Annotated in this window: 13 protein-coding genes; 4 read left to right on the top strand and 9 right to left on the bottom strand. The window is 48.2% G+C overall.

The window, feature by feature from the left end; all coding sequences use genetic code 11:
• Positions 1-75 precede the first annotated feature (75 nt).
• Entirely contained in the window at positions 76-951 is an 876-nt protein-coding gene (locus COW20_14410; protein ID PIW46881.1) for a succinate--CoA ligase subunit alpha, read from the top strand.
• A 60-nt stretch (positions 952-1011) separates the two neighbouring features.
• Entirely contained in the window at positions 1012-1440 is a 429-nt protein-coding gene (locus COW20_14415) for a hypothetical protein (GenBank protein ID PIW46809.1), read from the top strand.
• Positions 1441-1447: 7 nt separating this feature from the next.
• On the opposite strand, the gene COW20_14420 is transcribed toward COW20_14415, so the two are convergent.
• From COW20_14420 to COW20_14460, 9 genes are all read right to left on the bottom strand, one after another.
• Complete coding sequence (locus COW20_14420) at positions 1448-2347, bottom strand: hypothetical protein (protein ID PIW46810.1); 900 nt, start codon at positions 2345-2347, stop codon at positions 1448-1450.
• Positions 2348-2358: 11 nt separating this feature from the next.
• Positions 2359-2874, bottom strand: a complete 516-nt coding sequence (locus COW20_14425) for a hypothetical protein (GenBank protein ID PIW46811.1) — start codon at positions 2872-2874, stop codon at positions 2359-2361.
• A 10-nt stretch (positions 2875-2884) separates the two neighbouring features.
• Positions 2885-5962, bottom strand: coding sequence for a hypothetical protein (locus tag COW20_14430; GenBank protein ID PIW46812.1), 3078 nt, complete (start codon positions 5960-5962; stop codon positions 2885-2887).
• Between the two features lie 210 nt (positions 5963-6172).
• A complete protein-coding gene (gene trpS / locus COW20_14435) occupies positions 6173-7219 on the bottom strand; it encodes a tryptophan--tRNA ligase (protein ID PIW46813.1) in 1047 nt (348 codons plus the stop codon).
• Between the two features lie 100 nt (positions 7220-7319).
• A complete protein-coding gene (locus tag COW20_14440) occupies positions 7320-12011 on the bottom strand; it encodes a hypothetical protein (protein ID PIW46814.1) in 4692 nt (1563 codons plus the stop codon).
• A gap of 32 nt (positions 12012-12043) precedes the next feature.
• Positions 12044-13231, bottom strand: coding sequence for a hypothetical protein (locus COW20_14445; GenBank protein ID PIW46815.1), 1188 nt, complete (start codon positions 13229-13231; stop codon positions 12044-12046).
• 32 nt (positions 13232-13263) lie between these two features.
• Positions 13264-14244, bottom strand: coding sequence for a hypothetical protein (locus COW20_14450; GenBank protein PIW46816.1), 981 nt, complete (start codon positions 14242-14244; stop codon positions 13264-13266).
• 46 nt (positions 14245-14290) lie between these two features.
• A complete protein-coding gene (locus COW20_14455) occupies positions 14291-14926 on the bottom strand; it encodes a hypothetical protein (GenBank protein ID PIW46817.1) in 636 nt (211 codons plus the stop codon).
• Between the two features lie 21 nt (positions 14927-14947).
• Entirely contained in the window at positions 14948-15433 is a 486-nt protein-coding gene (locus COW20_14460) for a hypothetical protein (GenBank protein ID PIW46818.1), read from the bottom strand.
• A gap of 261 nt (positions 15434-15694) precedes the next feature.
• Here COW20_14460 and COW20_14465 point away from each other — a divergent pair, with 261 nt between their 5' ends.
• Together COW20_14465 and COW20_14470 are read left to right on the top strand one after the other, a co-directional pair.
• Complete coding sequence (locus tag COW20_14465; GenBank protein ID PIW46819.1) at positions 15695-18574, top strand: excinuclease ABC subunit UvrA; 2880 nt, start codon at positions 15695-15697, stop codon at positions 18572-18574.
• Between the two features lie 42 nt (positions 18575-18616).
• A complete protein-coding gene (locus tag COW20_14470) occupies positions 18617-20848 on the top strand; it encodes a hypothetical protein (GenBank protein PIW46820.1) in 2232 nt (743 codons plus the stop codon).
• The last annotated feature ends 23 nt before the right edge of the window (positions 20849-20871 follow it).

The raw sequence follows: 20871 nt of genomic DNA on the forward strand, positions 1-20871 counted from the left end.
AACAATTCAAACTAAATGATCTGAAAGGAAAAGGACAAAGCTCTTCGGGTCTTTTTGTCTAATTTGAAAACAACCATGGCAATTCTGATTGATAAACATACACGGGTTCTTGTTCAGGGAATAACAGGGCGTGATGGCTCTTTTCACACACGGCAGATGCTGGACTACGGAACATCTGTTGTTGCTGGGGTCACTCCTGGCAAAAAAGGACAGGAATTAGAAGGCGTCCCCGTCTTTAATACCGTTCAAGAAGCTGTTGATGAAACCCGGGCCAATTGCTCCATTATTTTCGTTCCTCCTCGTTTTGCTGCTGATGCAGTTTTGGAAGCTGCTGATGCCCGTATTCCTTTGATTATCTGTATCACTGAAGGCGTGCCTGTGCAGGACATGATTCCTGTTTATGACTATGTGCGTAAACAAGGCTGTCGTCTGATTGGACCTAACTGTCCCGGCTTGATTTCTCCCGGTGCAGCCAAGGTCGGTATTATGCCAGGACATATCCATACCCCAGGCAAAATTGGTGTGATTTCCCGCAGTGGTACCCTGACTTACGAATTGGTTTACCAACTCACACGCGCGGGTATGGGACAATCTACCTGTGTGGGTATTGGCGGAGATCCGATTATCGGAACCAAATTTATTGACCTCTTGGAACTGTTTGAAGCAGACTCTGATACGGATGCCGTGGTTTTGCTGGGCGAAATTGGAGGCAATGATGAAGAAACAGCTGCTGCCTATATCGCCAAGAATATGAAAAAACCTGTTGTGAGCTTTATCTCTGGGCGTACAGCACCTCCTGGCAAACGGATGGGCCATGCTGGCGCGATTATTTCTGGAAGCAGTGGCACTGCTGAAGCCAAAATCGAGGCTTTGAATGCTGCTGGTGTTCCTGTGGCCGACACGCCTCCTCAGGTCGTAGAACTCTTGAGCGCGCGCCTAGCCGCCGTTTAAAACCCAAAAGAAGGCTGGTATTTTCATATCGGCCTTCTTTTTGATAGAAAGAGGAGAAGCTTGAGCTTGGCCGCAGATATCTCTCCAGATGATCTCTTTCAATTGGAGAATCCTTTTCGAAAAAAACATGTAATGGTCATGGCCCCCAATGAGGCCTCTTTTCGTTTGATTGAAAGAGTTCTTTTACGCATGCCAAGGTTGGAACTTTCTCATGTGCAAAATCGGATTGAGGCACTGGCGCATATTTTTATGTTTAAACCAGCCTTGGTGATTGTTTTTTGTGAAACCAATCAGGAAACGCAAGCTTTTATCCAATTGATTCGAAATAACCCCTCTTTTAAGCGTTTGCCTGTTTTTGCGGTTTATACAGAACCGCTTACGTTTTGGCAAAAACTGAAGCAGGGACTGAATATCGCGGAGAAATTTGAAACACCCCTTGCAACAGAACGATTGTACGCAACTGTTGAAGGGGTGATCGAATCAAATTAGCTCAGTGTTATTTTCCTAAAAGGAAAGCTCCTAAACCTGGCAGGCGCTCAATCCGTTTCAGACCTTCGCTTGCATTTTCATTTTCAGGATCAATCAGGAGTATTTGCTGATAGGTTTCTTGGGCTTTTTCAATTTCACCCTTTTCTTCATAGAGAATGCCACAAAGTTCAAGCACTTGAGGGGTATCGACACCTTTCTCAAGAGCTTGTTCCAAAACCGGTAGGGCTTCTGCATGTCGGGCTGTTTCTATATAGACGATACCCAGACGAACATAGGGCGTAACCAATTCAGGGGCTTTTTCAATCAGCGCTTTCAGTTCAAATTCTGCAGCGTCGTAGCGCCCCATGCGTCGAAAGATCTCTGCCAGCAGGATACAGGACTCGAGATGGTTTGGTTCCATGCGCAAAGCATAAAGTGTATTGGCCAAAGCAGGATAATACTCCTGCATTTCCATATAGACGGAACTAAGTAAAAACAGAGCCTGAAAAGAGCGACTGTTCAGCTTCAAGACGCGCTCGAAAGATTGACGCGCTTTGTCCAGTTGGTTGGCTTGGCCATAGAGAACTCCCAGATTGAGATGCACATCTGTATTTTTGGGGTCTACTTGAGCTGCTTTGGTATAGTTTTGCTCGGCCTGGGCCAATTCACCCAACAAAAAATGGGCACTGCCCAAATTTAAATAGGCATGAAACAAGCGATCATCATATTTAATCGCTTGTACCAGATAGGGAATGGCTTTCTGAGGGCTTTGCCGCATGAGTTCAAGCATGCCCAAATTACAGGCTGCTGCGGCAGATTCAGGATCCATTTCCAAAACTTGTAAAAACCGTGCTTCAGCAACTTCAAGATTGTTCTCTTTAAGAGCTCCCACGCCTGCTTGAAGCACGGATTCAACTTCAGTAGTCATGATCTGTCTAATTAAACAGTCAGGGTTTTATTGAACGACAAATCCCCAACATGCTCACCCGCTTTCATCGCTGTGGGCTTTTGTTCCAGGGTCATGGAGTTCTGATCTTTTCTTTCCTGAGCTTTTTTATTCAGTGCATCCATATCTTTGCTCAGGTCTTCCATGATTTTTTTGAAATCTTCAAAGAGTTCACCGACATCAACGCTCTCTGGGGTGGGAGCGAGATTCAGCATGGCTTCAAGCGCATCGGCTTTTGCCATCAATGCCTTGGTCTTTGAAGAGATTACAGCCGCTTGACGCAGAAGAGCTGTGCGGTTTGGATCTTGTGTAGCCGGACTTTGGGTATTGGCGTTGGCAATGACCGCCCCCAGCTGAGCAAATAATTTGCTTGTTGCAGGATCTGCCGCCTGGGCCTGACCACTCGCCGCATTGGCCTGGTTTTGTTGTGATACATTGGCCTGTTGCTGCAACTGGGCCAACCCCTGGGTTGCTTTGAGCAGATCCGTTACCTTGCTTAAATCAATCATCATAGCCTCCTTAGGATTTACCAACCAGTTTGTCCTGGTTGACGATAATCATTTGTGTTTTTTGATCATAATAGATAGAAACATTGCCTTGCAGGCTGGAGCCTGAAGGAAGGTTTGCTGAGCCTTGAATGGCAATTTTGTTCAGATTGCTCATCATGCCCATCCGGAAAATATCACGGTATTTTTGTTGGTTGATGAAATTCAGGATCTGTTCAACAAAAGAATTGGCGACTTTAAACGCCGATCCTGTTGTCTCTGGAGCACTTGCCAATTCGCTCAAACGCGTATAGAGCTTGAAATTGGTATCGGTGACGGGCAGCGCGTTCATTTTTGTTTTGATCGTCGCTGCTGAATCACCCAGAGCAACCCCGCCAATTCCGAGAAAATCATCGATGGGATCGACGGTGAAATTGGGGCTGACGGTATGGGGCACCGCCCGGGTTTGCCAACGGCTTTGAACCTTGAGTAGGCCTTGGCGGTCAAAATCAGGATTATAATTGGCTTCGCCAACGGTATTGTAGCCTGAAATGACTTTATTGTTCAGAACCTTATTCACGGCTGCGGTATTGCCTGGCCCAGCCACCACGGAGATACTTTCATTGAAATTGTCGACCCCCGGCGTCACGTTATAGGTGGCATCACGGGTTTGAATTACAATGGTGTTCAAGCCTTCACGCAGATAGTCCTTAATATTGACACGCAATCCCAGATCGTAATTTCCACTGAAGTTTTGAGTAATCCCCGTGACTGAAATCTGGGGGTTGGGTTGGCCTGGAATGGCTGTTCCTGGAGGCTGTTCTGAAGGGGGCTTTAGCAATTCCCCATTGACGAAGATTTTTGCGTCTTCCAGATTGATGCCAAAATCCCGACGGGTGGGCACTTGGCTGGTGTCATCCGTTTGTTTGATATAGTTTGCTGCAATATTCGAGTCATTGTGAATGCCCGTTAGATTGATATCCAGAATATAGTCCTGTTTTGTATAGGTGGGTTGATAGTAACCGGTTACATCCTGCACTAAACCACTGGGTAAGAGAAAGTCTTCCTTTTTTAAATCAAAGGTATTTCTGGCTTCTACCACCATATCCTTGGATGTGGGTTTGCCATAGCCTCCGCTTGAACCACTGTAAATCGTGTCTGCCAACCAGGGCATCCAGATCTTACCTGTGGCCAAATCCGTGGCCAAAGCGGCTGTTGTAGAAGGTACTAGCATTTCAGCCTGGTGCCAGTCTGTTGGTACCGTATCGGCAGCGTTGATTTCCATTTTGGTGGGTTTGGTATAGGTGACAATATTGCGGGACATATTATAGGAACGCAGAATGCCTTCATAGGCACCAATCTGGAAGTTGCCCAGAATGGGAGAGGCTTGTTTCTGCTCATTGCCAGCTAGATTTTGACCATTCACGCTTTCAATTTTATGCAGGCCTTGAATGAATTCGCCATTAAAAGTGCGCGAAACATTGCCTGCACCACGGCTCAGATCATTGCCGCTGCTGGTGGGATCTTTCAGGCGTTGATAATCTTTACTGGCATCGACGCTGAAAGAGCGATCCAGCCCACCGGCCACAAAAAGTTGACCTGTATTATCGGTATTGTTCGGAGAAGAGGTGGCGTCGGTACGGGTGGCATCATTAAAGGCCACTGAGCGGGTTTCTACTTCGTAATGATTGAAAAAGAGAGAGCTGTTGATACGTCCACGTGAGGTCGCTTCATTGTCACCATTATACACATCATCATTCAGTCCATTCCATTCAACTGTGTTTTTGAAGGTGCTGCCGGCCTGAATATTAGAGTTGGCGTAGAGCACGCCATTGGTTCCGGCTGTTTCAACCAGTTTGCCTCCTGCTAAAGCAACTGCGGCAATACTGCTGTTGCTGTTAATCATGACGCCATTATTATAGGTATAGGTGCCACTCTGAAACAGAACGCCATCCACAATTTGGGCTTGAGCGCCCGCGTTGCTGGTTGAGAAATTGGCGGGATCGTACCAGACGTCAGCTCCGTATTCGTTGCTGCCCTGAAGCCAGGCATTTTCACGGTTGATAACAGTGGCATAACGTGAGCTGGTACCAGAAATTTCGTGCTGATATCCTTCTGTCGGCTCAAAACTCGCCCATTTTACACGCTGAGGCTCTTGTAAAAAGGCGGGAGGGTCACCGGCGATGCCGACATTGTCGCGGGAATCAACCAGATTGCCTGAAGCCAGATAGGCATCATTCCCTGCTTCATCGCTGTTGACGGTATAACCGACCGCATAAGAGTATTGAAGTTCACGGGGTGCAAAATTATAGAGATAGTTAATTGCAGACCAAAAACCACCGGTTTTGTATTGGGTTTGGTGTTCTTCCAATTTTTGGTTGAAATAGGTGGGCGCTGGAGGAGGGCCTGTGACAGCGGTGGTGATACTGGCCAAGGCACTCATCAGAATATTGACGGGTTCAGGCACAGGTGGATCATCTTCTGCACGCATGGTGATATTGATATCTCCGGAAACATTGCCGGCACCTGTGGTGTATTCCAATAGGGAGCGGAACTGTACTGGGGTAGTGCCTCCCCCCAAAGAACGGCCCCAACCGGCGACCTGATCTTCAGGCAGTGCCCCTCCGGTAATCATGCTATCGCTGAGTTTTCCCGGAGTTCGCCAAACATCATTGCTGGCAGAGGTTTCAAAGGTTGCATCACTGTCAGCCGCGACACCGATATCTTCAAAACCATTCGCACCCCGTACCCCGCCGATTAATTTGGCATTCGCAGAAGCATCAAAACCATCGAGGCGTACGTCTGCGCGAGTGTCTACGGCAGCATCCTGACCTACTTGTTGGGCCATTGAAGTATTGAGAATATTGGTATAGGCATCGCGCATTTTTTCGGTCAAAAAATTCAATCTGTTCTGCATCAGGGCTTTGTATTTGGTCAGAAAAGCATTTTCGAATTGGTAATCAAGAGATGAGCGCATCACAAAAGCAGCTTCCAAGGTGCTGGGGGTAAAGGTGCCCCCTGCGACAGGTTTGGTTGCCAGGCGCAGTTGCGGAATTTTATTTCCGGTCAGCGTGACCATCTGACTGCCAATATTGAATGCAGAAAAAGTCATTTGAAAATCTCCTTGATGCCGTAGATACTGCGAGAACAGATTTATACTCGTTCTTTATCAGACAATTCAGCTGTCTTCTGGTGTCAGGCAAAGAATATTTAATAAACTTAAAATATTTGCTTAAAATAAAAATCTCGTATCCAAGTTGAAAAAGAGCTTCAGGTATTGGCTTTTAAGGCCTGAAGCTCTTTTCCTGGTGGCTCGATAAATTTAAAGTGAAAGGGGGTAATTCAGTTTCATGGCCGAGCGAACGCCGTCCATAACTTCAGCTGCTCTGGCCCGACCCCGGCGGGTTCCCTCAGCGATAACATCCCAAACATAGGTATCGTCTTTCTCAAATTCTTGACGCCGAGTACGAATGGGATCGAGCAGTTCATTCAATGCATTGATTAATGCGCGTTTGACGACCACGTCTCCGAGCAAGGGTTTGCCTTTTTCATCTGCGCCGCCCTTGCGGTAGCGCTCTTTCAGGTCTTCAACAAAGGCTGGATCAGGGTGAAAGGCATCAAGATAGGTAAAGACAGGATTGCCTTCGACATTGCCAGGTTCGGTGCCTCGAATCCGTTGCGGATCCGTAAACATTGACATGATTTTTTTCTGCAGCGTGGCGGGATCATCGCTGAGATAGATCGCATTGCCCAAACTTTTGCTCATTTTGGTTTGCCCATCGGTGCCAGGCAAGCGTGAAACTTGAGAATACATACCTTCAGGCATGATCAAGGTTTCACCGTAATATTGATTAAAACGAGCGACGATATCGCGGGTCAGTTCAATCATGGGCTTCTGATCTTCGCCGACGGGTACCAGATGTGCCCCAAAAGCGGTAATATCTGCACACTGTGAAACAGGATAACAAACAAAACCCATCGGCACTTCGTGGCCAAATTTTTGTTTGATTTCTGTTTTAACCGTGGGGTTGCGCTCCACGCGGGCCAAGGTGACTAAATTGAGGTAATAGATGGTGAGTTCGGCTATTTCCGGAACCAAAGACTGCACCACAAAGGCTGCTTGTTTGGGGTCTAAGCCGACAGCCAAATAATCGAGAACAACTTCACGTATATGTTTTTGCAGGATTTCAGGATGTTCATAATTATCGGTCAGGGCCTGTACATCGGCGATCAGGATATAGGTTTCATAGTCAGACTGTAATTTGATGCGGTTGACCAGGCTGCCAGCATAATGGCCTAAATGCAGGCGGCCGGTAGGGCGGTCTCCCGTCAGAATGCGTTTTTTTGGGGGGGGTTCATGCGTTTTCATAGAGCCTATTGTAACCCAAAAATGGAGTGGGTGCGAAGGTACAGCCCCAAGAGAGTATCTATTAAAAAAGGCTCTGGTTTAATCACCAGAGCCTTACGTTTTATTTTGTTTTGGGTGGGCGTTTAAAGGCAAAGAAACTGTTCAGGAATATATCCACCTTGCCACGGCTGGAATTCTTGAAATAGGTTTTTCTTCCCAGATACCCAGGATCTACCACCAGTGAGCCTGTACCCCCCACTTGGTTGTTTCGCTGGTTTTCATAGCTGATGCCGGTGCCTAAATTTGCAACTGCGCCAGGGTCGAGTGTCTCGGGCTCATAACCATGGTACTTAATGCGGATAGATGAAGTTACGCCGCCGCCTGTAGGTGCATTGGCCGAAGCGGTAATATAAATATCATCCAGTAAGTCGAGGTTAAAGACATCGCGGTAATCGCGCACCAGTTTGGCATTTTTGCCATCTTCACTGACGCGCATATATTTGGTCAAGACTTCGTTGAGCGGGTTGTCCTGCCCCAGGATGTCATAGCCCATACGACCCTGATAATCGATGTTTTTATCCACTGTGGCCATTTTGATATTGCCCCCCAGGGTGGGTGTCAGGGCCTGTTTGCCGGAGAGTGAAATATTCGAACCACTGGAAGAAAATTTGAAGTTCATATCGTAGAGCTTGGTGCGGTCAAAATAACCTTTGCCACCGTGCATATAGACGGTCGCGGTACCATCGGTATCACTGTCAACTCCGGTCATGGTACGAATCTCAAGATTGGCAGCATTGGCTGCTTGCGTATCCTGAATATAGGAGCCGAAATACTTATCTGCGAAATAACCGTAGCGGAATTCCTGTAGATTCAAAGGTTTGGCTCCATCGTAGGCTCGTCCGACAATGCGGTTATTGGAGCCAACATAGCGATCGATCAAGGTATCGACTGTTACGGTATTGGCTGTGGCGTTGCCCAAGCCACCTGCAATCTCCCCGTTGAGATCGGTTCCCCAAGACACCTGGTTCCGCCGCACATAAACCTCGTTGATATCCCCCAAGCCGGTGTCTTGCCAAAAACCATCGTGGATATTCCAGTTCTCGTCATAGCGGTTGGGGTCTCGCAAGAGTGGATTTACCAATGCCCCAGAACCTGGGGAATCCATATAACCATCGCCATTTAAATCGGCATCTCCTCCATGGGCTTGAGCCCAGCCCTGGCGGCCCGCACGGACATCGACCCCTGTTAAGTAGGGTTTGTAACGGCGGGTATTGGCCGTACCCTCCAAAACCGTATTGGGGACTTCAAATGAGCCTACCAAATTGTCCAAAACGCTGCCAATTACGCCCTTATTGGCGGTGGTTTGGTAATCATTTTGGAAAATCTTGCGTTCATCTTCAATAAAATCATAGCCTTCTGATTGGAGGTGGCTGCTCATGATTTTTGAAGAGGTGACAAAGCCATCCTGGTTCTGATCGTGCAGCAAAATATCCCACATCAGGGCTTCGTTGACGCTTTGTTGCAGATTTTGCAGCATCATATTGATAATGGTCAAGGTGACAGTCGAAACAATATCTGTTGTCTCAAGATTACCTGCTGCGCCGAAAACTGCCATGTTCAGGAAAGACATGATTTCTTTGCCTGAAACCAGCAGCATACGCATCATGTCCATATTGGCCATTTCCTCATTCTGGCTGCTGGCTGTCCAGTAAGAATAGTCCATTTTATTGAGGTTGAACTGAGAAAGGAAGGCCGCTGTGGTAAAGAAACCGCCGGTTTCCAATTCACGGGCTTCGCCTGCTTGGTAACTGTGTTTCTTTTCAAGTAGACGCTCTTTTACCTGCGCATTGTTGATTTCGCCCTGAACACCCAAAACACTGGATACAACCGATTGAGCTGCGCTGCCGAAGTCAATCGGGCCAATACTGGGCATTCCATCCAGGGTGGCGAAAGCGCCTTTTTCAATAAAGTGGTATTCCCCACGCATGCCGTAGGAATCCATTGCGGTTCCGCCGCTGGTGGCATAGGAATAAACCGATACGCTGTCGAGAATTTCGTGTTTGAGTGACTCAAGAAACTGGTGCATATAGTCGGTCATGACGTCCCAGGACATCCCGCCATAGATCGTCATGGGGATATTCAACCAGTAAAGCCCGACAAAGGGAATCGGGATGGGAATCGGAATATTGAAGTCCATATTGGTGCCAAAGAGGCCAACATTGGGGAAAACGCTGACATCATCCATTGAGGCGCCACCTACAGCCCCCAAGATACCCAAGGTACCTTTCACGAGACTGAAGAGCGGGCCAGGATCGGTCATGAGATACTCAATATCTCCAATACGTCCAATTGCTGAGGTATGTCCCCAGAAAAGACCCAGAGTGCCCATACCAAAGCCTACTGCAATATTGTAATTGCTGTCTGAACCGTCAATATCAGGGAAACCGGAAGAGTCAGAGCCCCCTCCGACTCTTAGAAAGGAACCTCCCAATGCCATATTGATAGCATCATCAATCTTACCCCAGTTGGCGACACCGGCTGCAGTCTGCAATGCATAATCTTCAATCGGGGGAGACATGGTGAGCAAAGGAGAGCCTGCTGGATTGTCTGTTGAGCCTCCATACCAACCCGGAAGGGTCATCATATGCGCGGAAATAGTGTCAGCTGCATATTTTACGGCACCCGCACCCACCCCATCAAAACCGGGTACATAGTCCCATTGGCGACCGACAAAAAGATTGCTGATCTTATCAATGGTCGTGGCCTGAGAGGGAATTTCAAACATGGTGTCATTCAAATTATCAACCCCAGTGTTGACACCTATATCGGGTTGAGCATCGTTGGCATTTTCTGCTGCCCCGACAGGAATGGGGGTATAGAGATTATTGGTTCCGCCAACCGAACCCTGTTGTCCCGTTCCGCCAGCAGGAGGAGAGGGAGGATAGCTGGTTGAGGTCGCGCCTGAAAGACCGGCCGCGCCTGAGTTGGCAGTGGGGCCACTGAAGGGGTCTGTAGCTGCAAAGGCCAAGCGTTGGTAGATAAGGCCGTAGATTGAACCGCTGTCACCTGTGCCTGCGCCTGTGTATTCACGTCCATGCTGGTAGACCGTATTGGCTGTGCCAGAAATTGTAAAGCCTGTGGGTGTAGGAATAATATTGTGGCCATAGGGCATGGTGCTGGAAAGATCCAGCCCACCGCCGCCACTGGGAATTTGAGGGGGGAAAGATACAGAACCGCCAGGAGAGCCAGGAGGCCCCACTGTGCCTGTTCCCCCGCCGCTGATTCCACTGGTTGCTCCACCCAAGGTATCCAGTGCACTGAAAACATTGTCCATGATTTCGGCATACTGCATGGAGTTGGCCTGCGGATTCCCGCTTGCTGCCAAGGCCGCACTGCCGTCAGCATAGGCTGATACACCCGCTTCTACTTGGGCCTCACGTTTTTGAATCGCACGTGCTTCAAGCCAACTGTCGACAAAGTCTTTTTGGTAAACAGGGATGGTGGTGGTGTCTACCAAGTCAGATTCACCCGCGTGATCCCCTGCATCATAGCTTACCCCTGTTACACTGGCCCAGCCGGGTCCTACACTATCAAGTGGGGCAGGAGGAGGCGGTACTGCCAGTAAAGGGTTCAGGGTAATGCCTGAATTTACACTGTTGGCGGGTCCGGGAAAAGAGGGACCTCCAGAGAACAGGCCTTCATTTCCAATCACACGGGGGTCATAGATTTGGGTGCCGGAGGTGACCATGACATATTGTGTCCAACCACCAGCTCCAGCTGGCGGAACGCCGGTTGTATTCCCTGTATCCATAACCCCACTTGAGTTGTTTTTCCAGCCATAGATGCGGGTTCTTACCTGACTTCCGCCTGGAACGGCTGAAGCCTTAATTGCATAACCATCTGCTGCTGCACCCACCAGGCTTGCTGGAAGCAGGCTTACCAGACTGGAGGCCTCCATCCCTTCTGGAATCTCGGCGTAGTATCCATTGCCTGGATCATTTAAAACGAAATTTTGAGTGGTGGTTGAAGGGGGAACATTGTTCTTTTGAGCGATATCGCCTCCCCACGTGCTGCTCCAATAGGCTGAATTGTTGATATCGTAGTTTCCGATTGCGGCTGGAGCGCTAAAGGGGCCACCAGGGTGGGCCCCCCACAAATCGTAGGCGCCACTTGAACCTGTATCTGCTGTGGTATAGGTACGCGAGGCATCATTGAAAGTCCAGCCATTGCCGTCACCATCCATGTCTGAAAGGGGGTATTTATCATTGAGATAACGGCGAATATCCTGAAAGGGTTCGCCTGTACTTTTTGCGGAAGAACCAGAGAACCAATCCGGGTGAGCATAAAGGGTATCATCAATAATGGCATTGGGGGGGATCACGGGATCGCCAATCACCGTGCCAGGCAACTGAAGTGGGTCGGAAGCGCTAATATCATTGATATCACGGTTGCCTTCGGGAGTCCATTTATCGTTTGGGCGTACAGGCGCATACATACTGCGCTCCAAAACCTTGGTGTATTGACGGTTTAGCTTTTTTTTCAGGGCTTCAGCACGCAGGTTCAAGACGGCCCGGTATTCCTGATACCAGGCTTCAGAAAAGCTGTTTTGAGAGTCTTTATCAAACACACTGCCATATTCAGAGGTGTTCAGTTGAAAAAGACCACGGGAGCGGTCGTTCAGGCGGTTAAAATTACCCGCAGGATTACTATAGGTTGAGAGAACATCCTGTAATCCTCGACTAATATCCCGTTGACTTCCACCCAGGAAATCTCTAAATTGTTCGCCTGATGAACCTAATGATCCTATGGACATGGTTTACTCCTGAAAACTCCCTGAATTTCATTTTATGAGTGGAAAAAGGCACTCCAACGATCAAATACAATACGAATTTGCCCGCCCAGATCTGGGCGGAATCTTTCTGTATTGCTTAAAGTACCATCGCTATTGGCATCGGTACCTGTTCCTCCGAAACTGGGAACAAACTCCAAGAACACGCTGTTCTGAGCTTGTGAACCAGAGTTTAAGCTTGAGGTAGAGGCGATTTGAACATCATTGAAAAAACCGTTCTGATCTGAGAGCCGGAACATATCCCGCAAATAGTTTTTGCGATCAAATTCAGCAATGGCATCCCAGAGAATGCGCTCAAATTCATTTTTGGCACGGCCGTTCCGATCAAACTGTTGAATATCTGCGGTATTGCCTCCACCGCTGACAAAATCAGCGCCCACGCCATCCCATTTCTCATCGTTCAGATTGCGAGAATTGGTGGTATTGGTGTAGACAATATTCTGCGTGTCAAAGCGATTTGCTGCCACATCGGTAAAGCTATATTTATTGAGATGGGTGACAAAACCGCCCCCTGTTTCACCATAGAGTACAGCATTGTTTTGATGTACAACGTTGAGCGTGTCTAGGATTGCCTCTGTAAACCCATCATCAGGAGCCCCCTGTTGGAGAGCGGCAGTGCCAAACACTCTGAGTTGATCAAAAACCGCGTCAGACTGTGTATCAGGAGAAACGCGTTCTATGCCATCCCACATGGGCTGACCTTTGTAAGGGGCAGTGGAGGGAGCGGTATTGGTGCCCCCGCCAGAGGGCGTTGCATTTTGAGCAAAACCAGTAAAATAGTTATAGGAAACACGGGAGGCCCCTGCATCATCTCCATTGGCAGAAGTATAACCTTGTGCGCCACGTCTGGGGCCTGATTGTTCCCAATCTGTGCGGGTATCCGTCAAGGCCTTGTCAATATCGCGGGTCATCGCCGCTGTCAAATCCGTAATCAGCTGTTGGATACGGGTTCTGAGCAGGGCCTGATATTCATTCAGAAAAACAGAGGCGCTGTCATTCGCTTCATCCAAGAGCATGAAGCGGCTGAGGTGTGAAAAGGAATAGTCAACATAGGCTGCTGCGTTTCCCAAGGTGACATCACGCTTCTGAATATTGGTAGAGATATCGTTCAGCTTGAAAAGGGTGGCATCCTTTTGAAGTTGATTGGCCATAACATCAGAGCCTAAGCCAAAACTAAAACCCATGTATTGATTCCTTTCCTACGCCTGAAACGTTTTTAAGAGTGATAGAAACAGGTGAGTTTATCGAGACTGATATCGAGTCTTCCCCCATCCTGTGTACCGTTATAGGTCATGCTGATACTGCCTTGGGCCTGAGAGCCGCTGGCGAGACTTGCACTTGCAGATACGATAATATTTTTAAATAGGCCAGAGCTCAGTACTGAGCGGTATTCAATGCTTGAGACTGCATCGAAGAGCACTTTCTGAAATAGATTTTTGGCATCCTGTAAATCAGCTTCTATGCCGAGTGGGCCAGAAAAGCTATTGTTGAGTACATTTTCAGGGTTCGGGTTGGTACCGGCTCCTGCTTGATCGTCAGAGTCATCGTTTGAATATTTGAAAGTAGGTGTACCAATTCCGTTGATCCCACTGACATAGAGGACATCTGCCAGACCAGGATCTGCCTGGGTAAGCGTGGCTGAACCGGCGACACGGATACTGCGATTGGCAATAGTGGGACCATTGATCGGGGCGGCGTTGATTCCATTGCTGCCAGCAGAATTAAAGGTTACATCAAAAAGCTGATCCGGCCCAGTGGGGGCTGCCCCCAGAGCTGCGGCCTGGGTTTCCGTACGTGTGGTCATCCAGCCCATCATAAAGTTAAAGGCTGTACGGCCTGCCCCTGCGTCCTGCACAGTAGAGGTTGAGTTCCCGTTCATGGCGGAACGGTCGTTATTCCAGCGTGAGTTACTTGAACTCATGGCCACTTCAAGGTCGGCAGACAAAGCATTGCTGAGTTGGGTAATCAGGGTTTGCAGGCGAGAGTTGAGCAGCGCGCGATATTCAAACAAAAAGGTTAAATTGTCATCGTTCTGTTTATCTGTTTCTTCTTTGCGGATAATCAGCTTAGAGGTAGGGTTCCAGACGAACCCTGCGGTTGCTGCACTCATGCTGGTTGCTGTTTGATTGAGACGGGTATTGTGAATATCACGTGAGGTGAGATTCACAGAAAGTTGGCTGTTTCCAATGCCGACCATGTGTTTAAATTTCCTTTCGTTCTCTGCGCTGAAGTATAAAGACCGTCTAGGTTTGGCCTATGCGGGTAATCGATCCGACAGATCCCCAACTATAAAGCGTATCATATCCATTGGGACCAGGTACCGTTGCACTGCCAGCATAGCCCCGTCGGTCTGTCCAACGGGGCGTAAGCGCATCGCGGTATTTAATCGCCCCGCGTCCCCCCATTGAGCGCATGGTGTTTCTCATATCCAAACCGACCGTATCATGTCCCGTGTAACCGGCTTGAACGGTCCATTGGGCATAGGTTGCAACACCCGCATCCCACTGTTCACGGAGAGCTGCCTGTTCCAAGAGAAAATTCGCCAGGGCCGAAGCCAATTCTGAGATTTTCGTCGTGGTTGTTTTGCTGAGGGCTGAGAGTGCAATTGTCAGCGTTTGACTGATCAGTTTCATGGTCATACTGACCCCTAGCTCAGTCAAGCCACCTTTGCCATCAACCTTTTGGCGCAACTCAGCTGCAATTTTATTGGCTGCTTCAAAACGGCTGTTGATCAGTTGTTCTGCAGCGTCCTGGCCTTGCACGATGCTGGTGCCCAGAGCCTGATTGACTGAATTGTAAAAGCTCGGAATTTTTTCCTGGATATCCTCCTTGGCACGGAGGGCCAGGGCATCCGAACGCATTGCCTGAATTGATGGCATGATAACTGTCTCCTTTAAAAACTAAGCGTAAGGATTTGCATCCAGGGCACGAACGTGAGCCGCTGTTTGCATACGGTCGCCCTTTAGTTTGCCCAGTTCTTCATTTACCGCATCCACTTCAGCTTCCTGTTTCTGAAGATCCATGTATTTATTGACGACGTCACCCAAAGCATTTAAAAGACCTGGAATGGCGGTTGCCCAATTCACACCTTGCTGACTGCCTGAACTCATGCCGATATTGGCAATAGTTCCAATTGCGTTCAAAACAGAACCGATAAAGCGCAACTGAGCCGCTTGACGCAAATGATCAGAAGCGATTTTTTTCAGCTCTTTATCGGCAATTTTTTGATCTTCATTTTCGGCTTCACCACTGCGGGCATCTTTTTCACTCATATAAGTGGAGGTAATGCCGTTGTTGTTGCGCAGCATGCGCTGCTGTTCTACAGAGGTCAGACCCAGTTCGGATTTGGAGCGGGATTCTGCTCCAGCGCTAGACCATACATTCATGAGGAGATTCCTTCCTTTGCGCTTGAGATATAGTTCACCGAATCTTTTATCTGAATTCGGTGCTTGTGTCTGTCCATACTTAATTTATATTTAACAGATTTCTGATAACAAAAAAAAGAAATTTAATCTGATTTAAATATCTTGGATCCAATTCTTTCCTTTTTTTTGAGTCATGCGGTATCCTGGTATACAGGAGTGAATTGTAAGTATACACCCCCGATTTTTGAAATATAATCTTGATGATGCAGGTGAAATAGGACCATGACGCACTCAGAAATACTGATTAAAAACGCTTCAGAACACAATTTAAAACAGGTCAGTCTGCGTCTGCCGCGAAATCAATTGATTGTTTTTACGGGGGTCAGTGGTTCGGGGAAATCCAGCCTCGCTTTTGATACGATTTTTGCGGAGGGGCAACGCCGCTATGTAGAATCCCTTTCGGCCTATGCCCGTCAGTTTTTGGGGCAGATGCGCAAGCCCGATGTGGAACATATTGAAGGACTTTCACCTGCAATCTCGATTGATCAGAAATCTGCCAGTCATAATCCCCGCTCCACAGTCGGTACTGTAACCGAAATCTACGACTATCTGCGCCTTTTGTATGCCCGGATTGGCATTCCCCATTGCCCGGATTGTGGGCAAAAAATTCAGGCCCAGAGCCTGGATCAGATCGTGGATCAGATCCGACAGTGGCCAGAGGGAACCAAGATTGGGATTTTGGCGCCTTTGATTCGTGGACGCAAAGGGGAGTACAAGTCTTTGCTTGATGGTCTCTTGCGCGAAGGTTTTTCACGGGTTAAAGTCGATGGCGTTTTTCATGAACTGGGTGATGAAATCCCCTTGGCCAAGCAGAAAAAACACGATATTTCGCTGGTGATTGATCGTCTGAAACTCAAAGAAGAAGCGATTTCCCGTTTAACCGAGTCAATTCAACTGGCCCTCAAAAAAGCCGAGGGCTTGGTCGAGATTGAAAATCTGGAAGAGCCAGCCCAAACCCGTTTGTTCAACCAAAATCTGTCTTGTCCTGACTGCGGCTTTAGCTTTCCCGAGGTTGAGCCGCGCTTGTTTTCATTTAATAGCCCCTTTGGCGCTTGTAAAGAATGTCATGGTTTGGGAGCCCGTCAGGAAATCGTGCCTGAAAAAATTATTCCCGTGCCCAGTCTGAGTATTGCTCAAGGCGCAGTCAGGCCGTGGAGTAAAAGTTTAGATCAATCGGGTGGCAGCTATCTGCGTACCCTTTTAGAAGCCCTGCAGCGGGAAATGACTTTTGACTTAGATACGCCCTTTGAAAAGCTTCCAGAGGAAATCCAGCATACCCTTTTACACGGCTCTGAGCAGCGCATGCAGGTTGAATATCGCAGCAAAAGCGCAGGCCAAATGCAATACAGCTTTTTTACCCGCTTTGAAGGCGTGATTCCGCGTTTGCAGCGTTTGTATTCTGAAAGCACTTCCGATTCCACCCGCCAGGAAGTGGAGCAGTATATGGAAAAAATGCTCTGCCCGGTCTGTGAGGGGCGCCGTCTGCAACCTGTGGCTTTGGCTGTCAGGATTGGTGAGCACTCGATTGCAGACATTACAGGGCTTTCGATTGAAAATTTTCATGCCTGGCTTGAAAACTGTCATTTAAATCCTCGTGAGGCCATGATTGCAGCTTTGATTATGCGTGAACTGAAAGAACGCTCAGGATTTTTGCTGAATGTCGGGCTGGATTATCTGACCCTGGATCGCAGCGCCAATACCCTTTCCGGAGGCGAGGCGCAGCGGATTCGTTTGGCGACCCAGATAGGCTCTGGTCTGGTGGGTGTTTTGTATATTCTTGACGAGCCCAGCATTGGCTTGCACCAGCGGGACAATGAGCGCTTGCTTAAAACCCTTGAACGCCTGCGTGATTTGGGCAATACCCTGATTGTGGTTGAGCATGACGAGGATACGATTCGGGCCGCCGATCACCTGGTCGATATTGGGCCTCGCGCTGGGCGACATGGGGGAGAGGTGGTCGCTCAGGGCAGCCTGAAAGAGATCATGGGCAGTAAGGAATCCTTAACCGGACAATATCTCAGTGGCAAGAGTCAGATTGAGGTTCCGAAAAAGCGCAAAAAAGGCAATGGCCATACTTTGAGCATTCGCCAGGCCAGCCGCAATAATCTGCAAAACCTCGATCTTGAGATTCCTTTGGGGCAGTTGATTTGTGTCACCGGGGTTTCGGGTTCTGGCAAATCCACCCTGATCAATGAGATTCTGGCTCCCTGGATCTGGCATGAATTGCATCACAATACGCCGCGCCCTCAAGGCGTGCTCTCGGTTGAAGGGATCGCCCAACTCGATAAGCTGATCATTATTGATCAGTCTCCGATTGGGCGCACTCCCCGTTCAAACCCAGCGACCTATACGGGTTTGTTTACCCCGATCCGTGAACTTTTTGCCCAAAGTGTAGAAGCCAAAGTACGCGGTTTTCAGCCCGGACGTTTCAGCTTCAATGTCAAAGGGGGGCGCTGCGAATCCTGTCAGGGAGATGGCATGAACAAGATCGAAATGCACTTTTTGCCCGATGTATACGTGCCCTGTGAAGTCTGTAAAAGTCAGCGCTATAACCGTGAAACCCTGGCCGTCAAATGGAAAGACGCTTCGATTGCCGATGTGTTGAATATGACCGTTGAAGAAGCGCTTGAACATTTTGCCAATATTCCTGCGCTTGAGCGCAAGCTTCAGACGCTTTCTGACGTGGGGCTCGACTATATTCAGTTGGGGCAACCTGCCAATACACTTTCAGGCGGAGAGGCCCAACGCGTGAAATTGGCGACTGAACTGAGCAAGCGCAGTACAGGAAAAACGATGTATCTATTAGATGAGCCTACCACGGGTCTGCATTTTGCTGATGTAGCCAAACTTCTAGACGTGATTCAGCGTTTGGTGAATAAGGGCAATACTGTGTTGGTGATTGAGCACAATTTGGATGTCATTAAAGTGGCAGATCATCTGATCGATTTGGGCCCAGAAGGGGGGGATAAGGGCGGCCGAATTGTCGCGCAAGGCACGCCTGAAGAGGTCGCCCAAAACCCCGCTTCGCATACGGGGCGTTTTTTACGTCCTTTGCTGAAGCTTCCTGTGAAGGTTAAAAAAACGGTGCTAGAATCAGTATAGCCATAGATTCAAATAGGGCATTATATCTGCTGGAGAGCTGTCATGAGTGAAGATGCGCCACTTGATACCACCATTCTGTGTATTGACGATTCTCCGGATATTCTGTTATTGGCAAAAACGATTCTGAAACGTTCGGGATACAGGGTTTTAACTGCTAAAGGTGCTCAGGCAGCAATTGAGATTTTGGCCAAAGAACGTCCGCAATTGATTCTACTGGATGTGCTCATGCCCGATCTGGATGGCTATACACTTTGTCGAAAACTTCAAAATTACCCTGTTTTGGCAAAAATCCCAATTGTATTTGTCTCTGGCCAACTGAATACCGAAGCGGATCAGCTGAAGGCGTTTCAGGCCGGTGGCGTAGACTTTATTCAAAAACCCTTTGACAGTGACGAGCTTTTGGCCAAAGTTCGCCATTATCTTTCTACGGGTCAGATTTGGGAAAATAAGCTTACGAAGCCCGTGCTTTCGTCTCAACTCAAAAAAAGTGCGCACAGTTTATCTGCCTTTAAAGTCTGGCTGGGGGAACGTTTGAATTTTAGTTTTGAATCACTTGGGCAAATGGAGTTTTTGAATCTTTCTGAGACTTTTCTTTTTCTTGAAGCCCGAGGGATGACTCAGCAAGAGACGCTGAGACAGTTGGGTGAGTATTTGGATTGGTCTGTACTGGAAAAGATTAATCCGTCCCATTTGCAGTTGGGGGTGTTTCCTCTCAATTTTATTCGCAGCAATGGGGTTCTCCCTCTGCAGCCTGTTCCAGGCGAGCCTTTGACTTTTGCTTTAAGTAATCCCTTTGAATTGGCTTTAATTGATCTTTTGAGCCGTTATCCAGGCAGTGGTCGGGCCCTGGTTTCTCCTTTTGTTTTGGAACAAAGTTTGCTTGCTTCAAATGAATCGGAACCCGTACCTGATGCGCCAGTTCTGGGGCTTGTATCTGTTCCAACAGAGGTCAATTTTCAGCAAAACTTGATGGAGCCCGTGACACGTTTTCAGGATTTGGAACAGGAGCTGGTTTCACTTTTTGCGGATACGACTGAACCGGCTGCGCCGGAAGAGATAGAGGAGGAAAGTGACAAAGAGAACAGTCCCTTTATTACCCGCTTGGTGAACCGTCTGATTGAAAACGCCTGCCAGATGGATGCTTCAGATATTCATATTGAGCCTCAGGAATATGAGGTGCTTGTTCGTTATCGTATTGATGGGCAATTACGTGAAATGCACCGTCTGACGCCACGGAAATTGATTCTTCCTCTGAGTTCTCGCCTAAAAATCATGAGTAATCTGGATATTGCAGAACGTCGCATGCCCCAGGACGGGCGAATTGCATTTAAACACTACTCATCAAAAAAGCTGGATGTTGATCTACGTCTCTCGACCATACCCAGCCAGTTTGGCGAAAGCATTGTCATGCGTATTATCTATAAACAGCGCAGTCAGGTGGCGCTTACGAATTTTGGTTTTACCTCCCGTTCTCTGGCGCTTTACCGTGAGGGTTTGCGCCATCCCTATGGGATTGTTCTCAATGTTGGGCCCACAGGCTCAGGCAAGACCACAACACTCTATGCGGCTCTGAATGAGCTGAATACGCCTGATCGCAAGATCCTGACGATAGAAGATCCGATTGAATACAGTATTCCGGGCATTGTTCAGGTAGAAGCACATACTGAAATCGGACTGAGCTTTCAACGGGCCTTGAAAGCGTTTTTACGTCATGATCCTGATATTATTTTATTGGGTGAAATTCGCGATCGCGAAACGGCCAAGATCGCCATTGAGGCTTCTTTAACGGGGCATCTTGTGCTCTCAACTATGCATACCAATGATGCACCCTCTACGATTACGCGATTTATGGAGATGGATATTCCCCCTTTTATGGTAAGCGCTTCGATTGCCATGATCTGTGCGCAAAGACTGATTCGACGCCTTTGCCCAGATTGTAAGGAACCCTTTGAAGCGAGCAGTTTACAGAAGCAGCAGCTCAAAGCAGATATTAAGGAATCTTTGATCCTCTATCGCAGCAAAGGCTGCTCCAAGTGCAGTCAGAGTGGGTACCGTGGCCGAATTGGTATTCATGAGATTTTATTGCCTACTGAAATACTGCGTGAGTCAATCAGTCAAGGGCAGTGCACCACTGAAAGTGTACGCAATCTGGCTTTGAAACATTGCCAGATGATTCCTTTGTTTCAGGATGCCCAGGCCAAGGTGATTTCAGGAGACACTTCGCTTGAAGAAATCAACAGCTGTTTATTGGATCCGGAGCGCGGCAGTACCTAAGCACTGTGGTATCGTGAGTATTG

The sequence above is a fragment of the bacterium (Candidatus Blackallbacteria) CG13_big_fil_rev_8_21_14_2_50_49_14 genome (genome assembly GCA_002783405.1).
Lineage (GTDB): Bacteria > Cyanobacteriota > Sericytochromatia > UBA7694 > UBA7694.